Annotated in this window: 13 protein-coding genes (1 of these 13 only partly in view); 5 read left to right on the forward strand and 8 right to left on the reverse strand. The window is 58.3% G+C overall.

Annotated elements, in window-relative coordinates; all coding sequences use genetic code 11:
* Positions 1–138 precede the first annotated feature (138 nt).
* Together repB and repA are read right to left on the reverse strand one after the other, a co-directional pair.
* A complete protein-coding gene (gene repB, locus FY152_19105) occupies positions 139–1,152 on the reverse strand; it encodes a plasmid partitioning protein RepB (protein UXS34255.1) in 1,014 nt (337 codons plus the stop codon).
* Positions 1,149–2,363 carry a plasmid partitioning protein RepA gene (gene repA, locus FY152_19110; GenBank protein UXS34256.1) on the reverse strand — a complete coding sequence of 405 codons (1,215 nt, stop codon included), beginning with the start codon at positions 2,361–2,363 and terminating at the stop codon, positions 1,149–1,151. The genes repB and repA overlap by 4 nt, the downstream gene beginning before the upstream one ends.
* Before the next feature lie 429 nt (positions 2,364–2,792).
* Here repA and FY152_19115 point away from each other — a divergent pair, with 429 nt between their 5' ends.
* The 4 genes from FY152_19115 (at position 2,793) to FY152_19130 (ending at position 7,548) form a co-directional block, all read left to right on the forward strand.
* Entirely contained in the window at positions 2,793–4,178 is a 1,386-nt protein-coding gene (locus tag FY152_19115) for an FAD-binding protein (GenBank protein ID UXS34257.1), read from the forward strand.
* A gap of 304 nt (positions 4,179–4,482) precedes the next feature.
* Complete coding sequence (locus tag FY152_19120; protein ID UXS34258.1) at positions 4,483–4,878, forward strand: RidA family protein; 396 nt, start codon at positions 4,483–4,485, stop codon at positions 4,876–4,878.
* A gap of 31 nt (positions 4,879–4,909) precedes the next feature.
* Positions 4,910–5,998: a D-TA family PLP-dependent enzyme gene (locus FY152_19125; protein ID UXS34259.1), complete on the forward strand. Its 1,089-nt coding sequence runs from the start codon at positions 4,910–4,912 to the stop codon at positions 5,996–5,998.
* A 71-nt stretch (positions 5,999–6,069) separates the two neighbouring features.
* Positions 6,070–7,548 (forward strand): M81 family metallopeptidase, encoded by a 1,479-nt coding sequence (locus tag FY152_19130; protein UXS34260.1) that lies wholly within the window; start codon positions 6,070–6,072, stop codon positions 7,546–7,548.
* A 12-nt stretch (positions 7,549–7,560) separates the two neighbouring features.
* Here the strand turns inward: FY152_19130 and FY152_19135 are convergent, their stop codons facing one another.
* The 6 genes from FY152_19135 to FY152_19160 form a co-directional block, all read right to left on the reverse strand.
* Complete coding sequence (locus FY152_19135) at positions 7,561–8,130, reverse strand: HutD family protein (protein UXS34261.1); 570 nt, start codon at positions 8,128–8,130, stop codon at positions 7,561–7,563.
* A 48-nt stretch (positions 8,131–8,178) separates the two neighbouring features.
* Entirely contained in the window at positions 8,179–9,204 is a 1,026-nt protein-coding gene (locus FY152_19140) for an alpha/beta hydrolase (GenBank protein ID UXS34262.1), read from the reverse strand.
* A 220-nt stretch (positions 9,205–9,424) separates the two neighbouring features.
* The gene (locus FY152_19145) at positions 9,425–11,098 is read right to left on the reverse strand and encodes a urocanate hydratase (protein ID UXS34263.1); all 1,674 of its coding nucleotides are present in this window, start codon (positions 11,096–11,098) and stop codon (positions 9,425–9,427) included.
* Between the two features lie 11 nt (positions 11,099–11,109).
* On the reverse strand, positions 11,110–11,910 hold the full coding sequence (hutG, locus tag FY152_19150; GenBank protein ID UXS34264.1) for an N-formylglutamate deformylase: 801 nt from the start codon (positions 11,908–11,910) through the stop codon (positions 11,110–11,112).
* Position 11,911: 1 nt separating this feature from the next.
* On the reverse strand, positions 11,912–13,447 hold the full coding sequence (hutH, locus tag FY152_19155; protein UXS34265.1) for a histidine ammonia-lyase: 1,536 nt from the start codon (positions 13,445–13,447) through the stop codon (positions 11,912–11,914).
* Positions 13,444–14,703 carry an imidazolonepropionase gene (locus tag FY152_19160; protein ID UXS34266.1) on the reverse strand — a complete coding sequence of 420 codons (1,260 nt, stop codon included), beginning with the start codon at positions 14,701–14,703 and terminating at the stop codon, positions 13,444–13,446. The genes hutH and FY152_19160 overlap by 4 nt, the downstream gene beginning before the upstream one ends.
* A 116-nt stretch (positions 14,704–14,819) precedes the next feature.
* On the opposite strand from FY152_19160, the gene FY152_19165 reads away from it, so the two are divergent.
* A protein-coding gene (locus tag FY152_19165; GenBank protein UXS34267.1) for a formimidoylglutamate deiminase crosses the window boundary here: on the forward strand, positions 14,820–14,878 show its 5' end (the start). It continues 1,288 nt past the right edge of the window; the window shows 59 of its 1,347 coding nt (coding positions 1–59); the start codon lies at positions 14,820–14,822; the stop codon falls past the right edge of the window.

The raw sequence follows: 14,878 nt of genomic DNA on the forward strand, positions 1-14,878 counted from the left end.
CGATGCCAAGACTCTTGACTATGATTCGCGGAAATGAGATTCTTTGGGTGCTTAGATCAAAGAAAGGCTTCCGTGCGGCAACGTTCGGGGGCTTTTTTCTTTTGTGATGCGTCTCCTGTTAGTCGTTAGATTTAGAAATCACTGTTTGGACCGGTATTCGGCAAACAGCGCCTGAAGATGTTCAAGAACGAAATCGGCAAATTCCGGCGCTTCGTTCTTGTCGATGGATATGTCCAGCTTGCGATCGCTCTCCACGACCTTTGCCAGACGGCTGCCGCTTTCCGATGACCAGACACCGGTCTTTTTTGCCTGTGCCTTGGGCTTCAGGAAATCCAGAAGCGACTTGAAACGCTCTTCGGATGGAAGCGCGGCAACCGAAGGTTCCCTGACATAAGCGCGCGCCGCTTCCTTGACCTGCGATGATGAGAGTTGATCGGCCAGATCCATCCAGTTGCGGCGGCCGACGCTGGGGGCCGGACCGATCAGATCCACCAGATCCTCCGGAATGCGGCCGACAACCGACAGCATGTTGGAAAGATCACCCTTATGCAGCGACATTGCCGCCATGATCGTGTCCCGGGGAAACCGAATCTGCAATTTCTGCGCAAACCGCGCCTTTTCGATATAGGTGAGGTCGCGGCGTTCGTTGTTTTCCTGTCCCTGGGCAACGACGAGCTGTTCGTCGCTGAGATCGCGGACGACGGCTTTGACGGGAATACCGAGGCTGGAAACGGCCCGCAGACGGCGATGACCGAAAGCGACCTGATAACGGCCCGGAAAATCGGGATGGGGGCGCACCAGAATGGGGACCTGCTGGCCCTGCTCACGAATGGCTTCCACCAGACCTGCATCCGCCTCTTCCGAGGCTGGCATGCGATCGGGAATGAAGGACGGATCGATATCGGCGGGGCTGAGGGAAACGATCGTCAGGCCCTCTGCAAGCTGCCTTTCGATCTCTTCAGCACGCTTGGCGCGTTCGGATACTTCATTCAGCGACTGGCCGATCATGCCAACAGGGGAATTGACGACATCCGTCACCAGTTCGGGAGAACCGAGGATAGGGCGGATGCGCGGTCGCGACCGCTCCGGGGCAGCATCATTATTGTCGGTGCCCGGCGTGCCGAGATTGGCGAAAATCTGTTTTCTGCTCATGCTGCCCTACCCCACGCTTTCTTAATCAGGCCTTCAATTTCACCGTTGACGTTGTTCATGGCTTCAAGCGCGCGATCATAGGTCGAGCGGGTGAATTGCGTTCTCTCCACTTCAAACAGCGTCTGGTTGGTCAAGCCGGCATCCGAGACGGCGGTGCTCTTCAGCATTGGGTGAATGAGGACGTTTTCACCGAAGATAGAGCGCAGGAAAGCCACCATCTGGTTTTGCGGGCCGTCACTCGGTTCAAAACGGGTGATGAGATAACGCATCCAATTATAGTCGGACCGTGCACCGGCCCTGCCGATTTCCGCGAGAAGATCGCCCGTCATGGCCAGAAACTGGTTCATGGACATCACATCCAGCATTTGCGGATGAACGGTGACCAGAACCGATGTCGCAGCCGTCAGTGCCGAAAGCGTGAGGTAACCGAGTTGTGGCGGGCAATCGATGACGACGACGTCGTAGAAGTTCTGAGCCTGGGCGATTGCCTGGCCGATACGGGCGAAGAAAAGCGTATCGCCCGGCGCGCGGCGCATCAGTGCGCGCGGCGTGTCGTGCTCGAACTCCATAAGTTCCAGATTGCCAGGAACGATATGAAGGTTGGGAATATAGGTGCCGCGAACGATCTCAGCCATCGGCCGGCGCTCATCATCGTAACGGATCGCGCCATAGAGCGTTTCGTTCGGCCCGACATCAATCTCCGGCTGGTGGCCGAAGAGTGCGGACAGACTTGCCTGCGGGTCGAGATCGATGGCGAGCACCCGGTAGCCGCGAAGCGCCAGATATTGCGCCAGATGCGCGGATGTCGTCGTCTTGCCCGAACCGCCCTTGAAATTCATGACGGCGATGACCTGCAATTCTTCACCGTCGCGACGATGGGGCAGGTAACGGCGTGTGCCACGTGCGCCCTGATCGAGAAGCCGTCTGATTTCATCCATGTCCTCGACCGAATAGGAACGGCGGCCGGAAGCCTGCGCCGCATCCAGCTCCGGACGCTCGGCAGCGATCTGGCGAAGATAAGCTTCGCCGATGCCGATAAGCCGGGCGGTTTCAGCAGGCGAGAAATGGCGCATGCTCTTTTCGGTGTGGGGTGAAAACGTATTTGCGTTATGCGCCTGCAATTGGGCTGACAACGCAGCCGAATGCTGTTGTATAAGGCCCGTTAGGTCGGGTGCCCCTGCAGCAAGTCTTGAGTCGGCACTCTGTGTCATTTGTCTTCTTTCGCTCGATATTGCAGTAGCGGTTTTTTTCGAAAAAGGCGGTTTTTTCCGCAACTGAGATATAAGCGCCGATTCTCTTTTTGGCGCAATAGGCTTTTTTCTCAGATGCAAAAGAGCCGCTAAGGCATTGTGGAAGAATCAGATTTGCCTTTTATGACAGTTTGACGGTTAGCCGCGGCTAACTTGGCATCCTCTTGATGCAATCAGGCAAGTTTTTCTCACTATTCCGGCTCGGCGAGGGAAGTGGGCGAGAAAGTTTGCCGCGGCAAACTTTTGCATCTCCATGCAAATCGACCAGCGCTAATGACGTAAAGTGAAGGGTGGACATTCGCAGGTGTTTAATCTCTACTCTCTGACTAGGGTATCAACGAGGTCGTCACCCATCGACCATGTTCATGCTGTTGCAGGTTGGAGGAGTAAATGTCCTATGATGTCGCTATCGTCGGGTCCGGTTTCTCGGCCATCTGTACTGTCGCTCATCTTTTATCCTCGCTGCCAGCGGATGCTTCTGTCGCCATTGTCGGCGACGAGTCGGATTTCGGTCGTGGCACGGCCTATCGCACGGAGCTGCCCTATCATCGACTGAATGTGCCGGCAGGGCGAATGAGTGTGTTTCCTGATCGGCCCGATGACTTTCTTGACTGGTTAACCGAAAACGGAATCGGGCAGGATCCGTTGTTGTTTGCCTCGCGCGGGGATTATGGTCTCTATCTAAGAGACAGGCTGGCCTCGTTGCTTCGCAGCAGGGACCAGCGGGCACGGGTAGATTTCATCCGCGCAAAGGCATCCGCCTGCCTGCCGGATGGTGAGGGCGGATTTTCCTTCACCCTGGAGAATGGCGAAGCATTACGCGCGCAGAATGTTGTCTTATGCCTGGGTGTTGGCGCCGCGGGTTTGCCGGTGCAAACCGTCGCGAAAGAGGAAGAAAGGTTGCCGCGCATCATTGGTCATTGCTGGCAACCCGGATGGCTGTCGAGAGTGAGGGCGGGAGATCGCATCTGTATTCTCGGCTCCGGTCTGACGATGATCGACCAGGTTCTGACCCTGCGGGGAAAAGGCCATCGCGGTCCTATTCATGTTCTCTCTCGACGCGGTTTGGTACCACACCCTCACGTCAGCCCGCCACTTGCCGCTACTATTCCGCATTTGCCGGAGAGGTCGACGGAAATCAGCCGGCTACTGCAGTCGTTGCGCAAACAAGTGAGAGAAGGCGCGCCATGGCGTACAGTGATGGATGGCTTACGACCAAGGACACAGGCGTTGTGGCAGAGCCTGACAGCTGAGCAGCGCAGCAGGTTTCTGCGGCATGCTTTACCCTGGTGGAATATTCACCGGCACCGTATCGCGCCTGAAGTACACAAGGCCTTTGAGAAACTCCTCGCTGAGGGCGTTCTGGAAATCCATGCAGGTTACCTCCGCTCTCTCGAGGAGCAGGATGAAGGGATCACGGTCTCTTATCGCCGCAGGCATACGCAGATCATCAAAGAGTTTCAGGTTGACTGGGTCGTCAATTGTACGGGGATGGAGCGAGCAGGGATTGGCCATTCACGTCTTCTCGAAACCATGCAGGGTGATGGCGTCCTTCTCCTCGATCCTCTTGGGCTAGGAGTCGAGGTTGATGCCGAATCCCGTCTGATAAGGGCGGATGGGCAAAACTGGCCAGGCCTTTTTGCCGCCGGCGCGCTGACGGCGGGTCGCTTCTGGGAAATTACGGCCGTTCCGGATATTCGTGTACAGGCTCAGAAAATTGCCGAGGCCGTGACGGAAAGAATAACGTCTAACGGACGGATGTCTGCGCTCGGTTGACGTCAGTGACGGGTCGGCCAGGAGTACATTGGGGCTGTAGATGCGACACTCAATGTTCAGTGCATTATGAAGTTTGCCGCGGCAAACTTTCACGTCTTATTGCAGCGGATCCATTGTTTTGGTTGGTTGCCATCCAGATTGACTTCATATGGAGGCCCCATGTCAAAAGGATGCGCACTGTCGCGTCGCGATATGATATTTACGTGTTTGCTAAATAATTTACATCACTTGTGGAATATAGCCGCAAAACAGGCTATAAAACCGAAAAAATGTGAAATTGATGAAAATTATTTGCGAGGCATCTATGGAAAAGCAGAGGCTGGTAAGATTCGAGACGGCAGATAGCCAGGCAGGTGGCCAGCGCCGCCCCTTCGCCAAAGCCGTCAGGGCAGGGGATTTTGTCTATGTGTCCGGTCAGGTGCCGACCGTCGATGGTGAGGTCGTGACCGGCGGCATCGTGGCGCAGACCGAGCAGGTCGTGGCCAACATCAAAGCTGTTCTGGCACTCGCCGATTGCACGCTCGCTGACGTCGTCAAGGTCAATGTCTGGCTCGATGATGCGCGTGACTTTTCGAGCTTCAATGCTGTTTTCCAGAAATATTTCATCGATCATCCGCCGGCGCGATCAACCGTTCAGTCGCCCCTTATGGTCGATGCCAAGGTAGAAATGGATGTTATTGCCTACAAGCCGCTGGCTTGATGCCCGATATTTCTGATTTTGAGAGCATATGATGACCTATCCCTGGCCTGATGAAGGTACACCACTCGATGCCATTTCGACACCAATGCCGGTGATCGACGAGGACCGGCTTGCTGCCAATATTCTCAAGGCGCAATCCTATCTCAACGGCCATGGCAAGGCTTTCCGTCCCCACATCAAGACGCACAAGATACCCGCTATCGCAAGACAGCAGCTTGAGGCCGGCGCCATCGGCATCAATTGCCAGAAAGTCAGCGAAGCGGAGGTTTTCGCGGATGCCGGGTTTGACGATATCCTGATTACCTACAATATCATCGGTCCGGCAAAACTTGCGCGGTTGCAGGCGCTCAACGCCCGTATCGGCGGGCTGAGCGTTGTTGCCGATAGCGCGGTGACGATTGCCGGACTTGCCGGAACATTCAATGCGCAAAGACCGCTTGCGGTGCTCGTGGAATGCGATACGGGCGGAAAGCGCTGCGGTGTGCAGACCCCGCAGGTCGCATTGGAACTTGCTGAAAAGATCGTCGCGGCACCGGGTCTCGAATTCAGGGGCATTTTGACCTATCCAGCCCCCGGCGGGGCGGAAAAGGTGGAAACCTTTATCAGCGAGACCATAGCGTTGCTGGCGGCAAAAGGTATCGACTGCCCTGTCCGTTCAAGCGGCGGCTCGCCAGATTTCTTCTCCGCTCACCTCGTTCCTTCCGCGACCGAGCACCGGGCGGGCACCTATGTCTATAATGACCGCTCGATGCTGCGTGCCGGACATTGCACCGCCGGCGATCTGGCGATGCATGTCCTTGCCACCGTGGTATCGAGACCCACGGCCGATCGCGCCGTGCTAGATTGCGGCTCGAAAGCCCTGACCTCCGATCTTCTGGGTTTCAGCGATTACGGGATGATCGAGGGATATGAGGGCGCAAAAATCATTTCGCTTTCGGAAGAGCATGCGGTCGTCGATTTGTCGGCCTGCGGCTCGGTCCGGCCTGAAATCGGTGACATCGTCAGGGTCGTGCCGAACCACACCTGTGTCGTCAGTAATCTTTTCGACCGCATGGTTTTCCATCGAAATGGTCTGGTGACGCGTGTGGAGGAGGTCGCGGCACGCGGCACCGTCTGGTGATGTTACCCGGCTAATTAAATTGCGAAACGGGTGCTGCTGACAGGCGGGCACCGGCAAAGAGAATCACAGTCATGCGCATATTCACGGCATCGCTTGCCACCGAGACCAACACGTTTTCACCCGTTCCGACGGATATGGATGCTTTTCGCGCCGCCTTTTATGCCGGGCCGGGCGAACATCCGGAAACGCCGACACTCTGCTCCTCGCCGGTGCCAATCCTGCGCCGCCGTGGCAAGGCGGAAGGGTTCACGGTTATCGAGGGAACGTCCTGCTGGGCAGAGCCGGCTGGACTCATCCAATGCCAAACCTATGAAACGCTGCGCGATACGATTCTTGCGGAGCTTACGGCGGCTTTGCCGGTCGATGCGGTGGTTCTTGGTCTCCATGGCGCCATGGTGGCGCAGGGTTACGACGATCCGGAAGGCGATTTCCTGTCGCGCATCCGGGCGCTTGTTGGACCCGATGTGTTGATAGCGGCGGAATTCGATCCCCACAGCCATTTAACGGCGCTGAGGGTCGCCAATCTTGACATCATGGCAACGTTTCTGGAATTCCCGCATACGGATTTCGAAGAGCGTGGTGAGCATGTGGTGGATATGGCGCTGCGGACCCTGCGTGGAGAAATCAGGCCGGTTATTTCCACTTTCGACTGCCGGATGATTACGATTTATCCCACCAGCCGTGAGCCGATGCGGTCTTATGTCGACCGCCTGAAGGCACTGGAAGGCAAGGATGGCATCCTTTCCGTTTCGGTCATTCACGGGTTTATGGCGGGTGATGTACCGGATATGGGCACGCGTATAGTCGTCGTAACCGACAATGACAGGCAAAAGGGCGACGTACTGGCCGAAAAACTCGGCCATGAGCTTTATGCCATGCGCAAGCTGACGGCCATGCCGATGCTCGATACGGAAGCCGGTCTGGACAAGGCCCTTACGATCCGCGGCAATAATCCAGATATGCCGGTGGTGATTTCGGATATATGGGACAATCCAGGCGGTGGCGTTGCGGGGGACGCGACCCATATTCTGCGGCGCATGGTGGAGCGCGGCATGGACAAGATCGGCGTTGCAACGATTTGGGATCCGATTGCCGTGTCGTTCTGTCATGCGGCAGGTGAGGGCGCCGAAATCGATCTGCGCATCGGCGGCAAATCCAGCCCTGAAGGCGGTGAGCCGCTGGATTTCCGGATAAGGGTAATGCGCACTGCGGAAGCGGGCTGGCAGAGTTTCCGCAACAGCCGCGTCACGCTCGGCCGTGCCGCCGTTGTAAGGCCGGTTGGAACAGAGATTGATATCATTCTCATTACCAGCCGTACGCAAACTTATGAGCCGGATATCTTTTCCAATCTTGGCATCGATTTTGCCGCGAAAGATGTGCTCCTGGTGAAGTCCACCAACCACTTCCATGCCGGTTTTGCGCCGATTGCCTCAGAGATCGTTTATATCGCCGCGCCCACATCCTATCCGACCGATCCGGCAAAAACGGCCTATCGCAAGGCAAGCCTGCAGCTCTGGCCAAGGGTTGCAGATCCGCTGGGGCTGGATTGAGGCCGCGGTGCTTCAGGTCGGCTGCAGCGTAATCAGAAAGAAAGTGCTTTCATCATGCCCGGCCTCGATGGTGAAGGGCATGTTGTTCTCCATGAAAATGCCATCCAGCTTATCCAGTCGGACAAGCTCGTTATTGACCGAGATAGTTACAGGATCGAGCGCGAGAACCAGCCTTGTGCCCACTTTCGCTTCGGCCGAATAGCTGCCGACAAGCCTCTGGACGTTGTGGGTGAAGGATGAGCGACGGGTCATGACGTTAAGGTCGACGATTGCGCCATCCAACAGGGTGGCATCCACCGGAACATCCGCGGCGAAGGGCAGGGGCGTGCTCTTCGCTGTCAACGGCATCGGCTCCTGCCCCGCAATCGCAAGTGCCATGCCGTTACCTTTGATAATCGCAAGCGTACGGTCTATGCCGGGGAAGCTGGAAAACGGTCCATCCTGAGCAACGGTCGCCATGCTGATGCGCCAGTCAAATGCATTGACGGAAGCGCCAGGCGGGTGGATGGCAATTTCCACCGTAACGCCACCGCCGTTTTTCCACGGCATGGTCTTGTATTCGGAAGCGCGTATTATTTTCATGTGATATCCAAAATCAGTCTTGGTGGATTAGGCGACAGAAGATTGTCATCAGCGATCATTCTCGATGCGCTGCTCAAGCATTCTCTGGGCCGCTTTTAGATCGGACCGCCGGCCGGCGACCTTTTCGATGGCGGCAATGGCAAGGTCGCTGGCGACATAATCGGATTTATGCCCGAGATTGTGCACGACGATCAAAGTGGAGCCGCTGATATCTCTGGTGAGATGGCGGGAATGCACGTCTGGTGAGACGATGGTGTCCGTATCTCCCGTTATGATGACAGTCGGCGCCTTGATGCGCGGATAGTCCAACGAAGCTCCACGCGCCCATTCATTGAGGGCTGCGACCTCCTGGGCGTTATGCCGAAAAGCCCTGGGTCGCAGGGCCGCGACGGCATGCGTCGCCTCCACATAATCGGCAGGCCTGTGGTTGGGTGCGAAAACGCCACGTGTTGCCTGATCCAGCGCCAGAAGACCGGCCGGCGGAGCAATGAAGGTACTGAAGAGCGGGCCGCTGAATGGCGCATTTGCCGCCGTATAATACCAGGCAATTCCGCCTTCCCACGGATAGACGGCGGGAGACAGGAATACGAGGCCCGCAACCATGTCCGGATGACGCACCGCAAGTGATGCCGCGATGGCGCCGCCAAAGGAATGACCGACGACAATGGCTCTAGGCACGCCGCGTTTTTTCATAAGCTGTGCGATGGCGTCGGCTTGCCCGTCCGGGAGAATATTTCTCTTGCCGCCAATGTCCGAGTTGCCGTGCCCCGGCCTGTCGACAAACAGCAATTTTGCCCGGCCTCCAAGCTTTTCGAGAAACGAGAACATCGGATCGTAAAGACTGGCGCTCGCCCCGTGAATAAAGAGGATCGGCGGGAGTTCTGCTCTCTTTCCGGCTTCGACCAGCACGCTGTTCAGCTTGTAGCCGCCAACGTCGATCCGCACCGGCATGATGGGCTGCTTTTCAGACGCCATGGCATGGTTGGCGGATACCGGGAGAAGCGCTCCAAACAGAAGAGTAAAGGCAAGCGGAAGGAATCTCTGCGCCATTCGTCGATCTACCATGTCCTTCATGCCCGCCCTCACGGTTAGCGCGGCTTTCCAACGAGCATAAAGCCGGTCGGTTAAAAACAGCAACGAGCAAAGCCGCAGACAGAGAAGAAGTTCCAAGAGCCGCCGGTGCGGCGTTGCAACTGATCATTCCCGACGACTTGCTAATGCGCGAAGGGCTGGCGCGACCGTCCTCTACAATCTGACAAGCGGCGCAGTTTTCTGCCTGCGCCGCTTTGTCTTTTTAGTTTCCGAGAATTCCAGGCAGACGCAGGCCCTGTTGTTTTGCGCAATCGAGGGCGATCTCGTAACCGGCATCGGCATGCCGCATGACGCCGGTTGCCGGGTCGTTAAAGAGCACGCGTTCAAGCCGCCTGGCCGCATCGTCCGATCCGTCGGCGCAGATGACGACGCCCGAATGCTGGGAAAAGCCCATGCCGACGCCGCCGCCGTGATGCAGCGATACCCAGGTCGCACCCGATGCCGTATTAAGCAATGCGTTGAGCAGCGGCCAGTCGGACACGGCATCCGAGCCGTCCTGCATCGCCTCTGTTTCCCGGTTCGGCGAGGCGACCGAGCCGCTGTCGAGATGATCGCGGCCAATGACGATCGGAGCCTTCAGCTCGCCGTTCCTGACCATTTCATTGAAGGCAAGCCCGAGGCGGTGACGGTCGCCAAGCCCGACCCAGCAGATGCGGGCCGGGACACCCTGGAAAGCGATGCGCTCGCGCGCCATGTCCAGCCAGTTATGCAGGTGCTTGTTATCCGGCAGCAACTCCTTCACCTTGGCGTCGGTCTTGTAGATGTCTTCCGGATCGCCCGAAAGAGCCGCCCAGCGGAACGGGCCGATGCCCTTGCAGAACAGCGGGCGGATATAGGCCGGCACGAAGCCGGGGAAAGCAAAGGCGTTTTCAAGACCCTCATCCTTGGCGACCTGACGGATGTTGTTGCCGTAGTCGAAGGTCGGGATGCCCATGTCCTGGAAGGCGATCATCGCTTCGACGTGGTCGCGCATGGAGGCGCGGGCGGCCTTTTCCACCGACTTCGGATCGCTGACCCGCTTTTCCTTCCATTGGCCCATGGTCCAGCCCTTGGGAAGATAGCCGTTGATCGGGTCGTGGGCCGAGGTCTGGTCCGTGACCATGTCGGGGCGGATGCCGCGGCGGACCATTTCCGGCAGGATTTCGGCGCAGTTGCCGAGCAGGCCGACGGACTTGGCTTCACCCTTCTTCGTCCAGCCGGCGATCATGTCCATGGCTTCGTCCAGCGTTTCGGCCTTCTCGTCGAGATAGCGGGTGCGCAGGCGGAAATCGATCGAATCCGGGTTGCACTCGACGGCAAGGCAGGATGCGCCGGCCATGACGGCTGCGAGCGGCTGGGCGCCGCCCATGCCGCCGAGGCCGCCGGTCAGGACCCACTTGCCCTTGAGGTTGCCGTTATAATGCTGATTGCCGGCTTCGACGAAGGTCTCATAGGTACCCTGCACGATGCCCTGGGTGCCGATATAGATCCATGAGCCGGCGGTCATCTGGCCGTACATGGCGAGACCCTTCTTATCCAGCTCGTTGAAATGGTCCCAGGTCGCCCAGTGCGGCACCAGGTTGGAATTGGCGATCAGGACACGCGGCGCATCCTTGTGGGTGCGGAAAACACCGACCGGCTTGCCCGACTGCACGACGAGCGTTTCATCCTCGTTCAAATCCTTCAGCGTCGCGACGATGCGGTCGAAATCGGCCCAGGTGCGGGCGGCGCGGCCGATGCCGCCATAGACGACCAGCTCATGCGGGTTCTCCGCCACGTCAGGATCGAGATTGTTCATCAGCATGCGCAGCGGCGCTTCGGTCATCCAGCTCTTGGTGTTGAGCTCAATGCCCTTTGGCGCGCGGACGTCGCGGATGTTGTGGCGCGGATTGTTCATGTGATTTCCCCTTATCCTTTTGTCGCAAGCGCGAAATTTTCGAGACGTGTCAGAATGGTCTTGAGATGGCCGCGCAGGCGTTCGGCCTTTTGCACGTCATAGGCAAAGGGCGGCGTCTCGCTGCCAAGATGGGTGGATTGGGCCAGTTCCATCTGAATGGCGTGCACGCCCGCTTCCGGCTTTCCATAATGGCGTGTTGTCCAGCCGCCTTTGAAACGGCCGTTCAGAATGCTGTCGTAACCCTCTGCGGCAGCGGTCACTTCCACGGCTATTTTTTCGATGGCCGGGTCGCAAGTCCTGCCCATATCGGTGCCGATATTGAAATCAGGCAGCTTGCCTTCAAACAGGAAGGGGATATGCGAGCGGATGGAATGGCAGTCATAGAGGATGGCTATGCCGTGGATTGCCTTCACCCGTTCGATTTCCGCCGCCAGCGCCGCGTGATAGGGCGCGTGAAAGGTTTCCAGCCGGGCGGCGATATCGTCCTGATCGGGTTCCTGTCCCTCATTCCAGATCGGCTTGCCGTCGAAATCGGTATCTGGAACGAGGCCGGTGGTGTTTTGCCCCGGATAGAGGCTGACGCCTTCGGGATCGCGGTTGGCGTCGATCACGTAACGATGAAAGGTGGCACGGACCGTCGTTACATCGGGGAGCAGGCCTGCATAGAGGTCATGAATATGCCAGTCGGTATCAGCGAGTACCCTGCCATTGTCATTCAGGCGTTGCCAGATTTCCGCGGGAACATCGGTGCCGGTGTGGGGCAGGCCGAGAATGACCGGCGATGAGCCCTTTTTAATGTCGAAGACGCGCATCTTACACCTCCAGCTTAGGCAGGATGCCTTCCGAAATAACGGAAACCAGAGCGCCGGTGGCGATCAGATCGGAAGCCGCCTTCAAATCCGGCGCCATATAACGGTCCTCTTCAAGCGAAGGGATCGCCTGACGCAGCACGGCGATTGCCTTTTGCAGCTCGGGGCTGGTTTTCAGCGGTCCGCGCAGCTCGACACCCTGAACGGCCGAAAGCGCTTCAATGCCAAGGATGGCAAAGAGATTTTCCGTCATGGGCAGCAGGCGGCGCGCGCCATGGCAGGCCATGGACACATGGTCTTCCTGGTTGGCCGAGGTTGGCGTCGAATCCACGGAGGCCGGATGCGCCATCTGCTTGTTCTCGCTCATCAGCGCGGCAGACGTGACTTCGGCGATCATCAGACCGGAATTCAGGCCCGGTTTCTTCGAAAGAAAGGCGGGCAGGCCATAGGAGAGGGCCGGATCGACCAGAAGCGCCACGCGGCGCTGCGCGATCGCGCCGATTTCGCAGATGGCGAGCGCCGTCTGATCGGCAGCAAAGGCCACCGGTTCGGCGTGGAAATTGCCGCCGGACACGACGGAATTGTCGGAAAGCACCAGCGGATTGTCCGTTACCGCATTGGCTTCGATTTCAAGCGTGCGGGCCACCTGTCTCAGAAGATCGAGGCAGGCGCCATCCACCTGCGGCTGGCAGCGAATGCAATAGGGATCCTGAACACGCTCGTCACCCTCGATATGGCTGACACGGATTTCAGATCCTTCCAGCAGGTTGCGCAGCGCAGCGCCCGCATCGATCTGGCCCTTATGGCCGCGCAATGTGTGAATGTCGGGATGGAAGGGGGCGGAAGAACCCATGGCGGCATCAGTGGACAGCGCGCCGGTAATCAGTGCCGCCTGTGCCGCGCGGTGGGCGCGGAAAAGACCGGCGAGCGCCAATGCCGTCGAGGTCTGCGTGCCGTTGATCAGCGCCAGCCCTTCCTTGGCGGCGAGAACGACCGGGGTCAGCCCGGCTTTGGCGAGTGCTTCGCCGGCGGGCAGAAGCGCTCCTTCATAAAAGGCCTCGCCTTCGCCCATCATCACGGCGGCCATATGGGCAAGCGGCGCGAGATCGCCGGAGGCGCCAACCGAACCCTTTTCCGGGATGGAAGGGATGACACCCTTTTCCAGCATACCCTCGATCAACCGCACCAGCTCCAGCCGCACGCCGGATGCGCCGCGACCGAGTGAAATCAGCTTCAGCGCCATGATCAGGCGAACGACATTTTCGGGAAGTGGCGCGCCGACGCCGCAGCAATGCGACAGGATGAGGTTACGCTGCAGCGTTGCCACATCGGCTGCGTCGATCTTGATGGAAGCGAGCTTGCCGAAACCGGTATTGATGCCATAGACCGGTGCATTGCCGGCGGCGATTTCGGCGATGCGTGCCGCCGCTTTTTTTATGCCGGCATCGAACGAGCGGTCGAGTTTGGCCGTGCCGTTGTCCCAGTAGATCGCGGCAAGTTCGGCAAGGGTGACGTTGCCGGGGTGAAGCGTGATAGTCATGGGTAAACCTTCTGTCCCTTAAAAATACGGGCATGGAGCGGATTAAAACCGATGCGGTAGACAAGCTCGGCCGGGCGTTCGATGTCCCAGATAGCGAAATCGGCAGATTTTCCCGCTTCCAGCGTGCCTGTTTCGGCAAGCAGGCCGAGCGCTTTTGCGGCATTGCGCGTCGCCGCCGTGAGGCACTCTTCCACCGTCATGTGGAAAAGCGTGGCGCCCATATTCATGGTCAGCAGCAGGGATGTGAGCGGCGAGGTGCCGGGATTGCAATCGGTCGCAAGTGCGATATCGGCGCCCGCATCGCGCAGGGCCTGAACCGGAGGAGCCTGTTTTTCCCGGAGTGCGTAAAAAGCGCCGGGCAGAAGCACGGCCACCGTTCCCGCCGTCACCAGCGCCTTTGCACCCGCTTCATCAAGATATTCCAGATGATCGGCGGAAAGTGCGCCGTAGGATGCCGCCAACGCGGTGCCGCCGAGATTGGAAAGCTGTTCGGCATGCAGCTTGACCGGAAGCCCCAGCTGTTTTGCCTTTTCGAAAACCCGGGTCATTTCCTCGACGGAAAAGGCGATGCCCTCGCAAAAACCGTCCACCGCATCCACCAGCCCCTCGGCCTGGGCCTTGTCCAGCCCCGGTAGAACCACATCCGTAATATAATCGGCGTTGCGGCCCTTATATTCGGCGGGTGTCGCATGCGCGGCGAGATAGCTGGTGACGATCCGCACGGGACGCAGGGTCTCGAGCTTGCGGGCGACGCGCAGCATTTTCAGTTCGGTTTCGATATTGAGACCGTACCCGGATTTGATTTCGATGGTTGAAATGCCCTCGGCCAGCAGCGTGTCGAGGCGCGGCAGCGCCTGCGCAAGCAGGGCGTCTTCCGAAAGAGCGCGCGTATCACGCACGGAAGACACGATGCCACCGCCGGCTTTGGCGATTTCCTCATAGGTCGCACCATTCAGCCGCATCTCGAATTCCATGGCGCGATTGCCGCCGAACACCAGATGGGTGTGGCAGTCGATCAAGGCCGGAGTGATCCAGCGACCGCCGCAGTCGTTTGTCTCGTCTGCCGCGGCCACATCGGCGGGCAGATCGCTCTCAGGTCCGGCAAAAACAATGCGGCCGTTGCGCACGGCAATGGCGGCATTTTCGATTGCGCCGATGCCCTCCATCGAAGGGTTGAATGTCGCGAGCCGAGCATTGCGCCACAATGATGTGACGTTTTCCGGCGCCATTCCCTTTGCAGATTTGTTCCCTGGCATTTGCTTTTCGCCTTTCTTTTATGCGCCAAATGTATATACATAATAATGAGCTTGGCAAGCCGCAATTTCGTGTTTGAAACGGGCCTTGCCGGAAGAGACCAAGAGGAGAGGGTGGCATGACGGCAATTCACGCGGGCGCAGCGCTTCTGAATGACGGGTGGGCGCAGGATGTTCG

This window comes from Agrobacterium tumefaciens, from assembly GCA_025560025.1.
Classification (GTDB): domain Bacteria; phylum Pseudomonadota; class Alphaproteobacteria; order Rhizobiales; family Rhizobiaceae; genus Agrobacterium.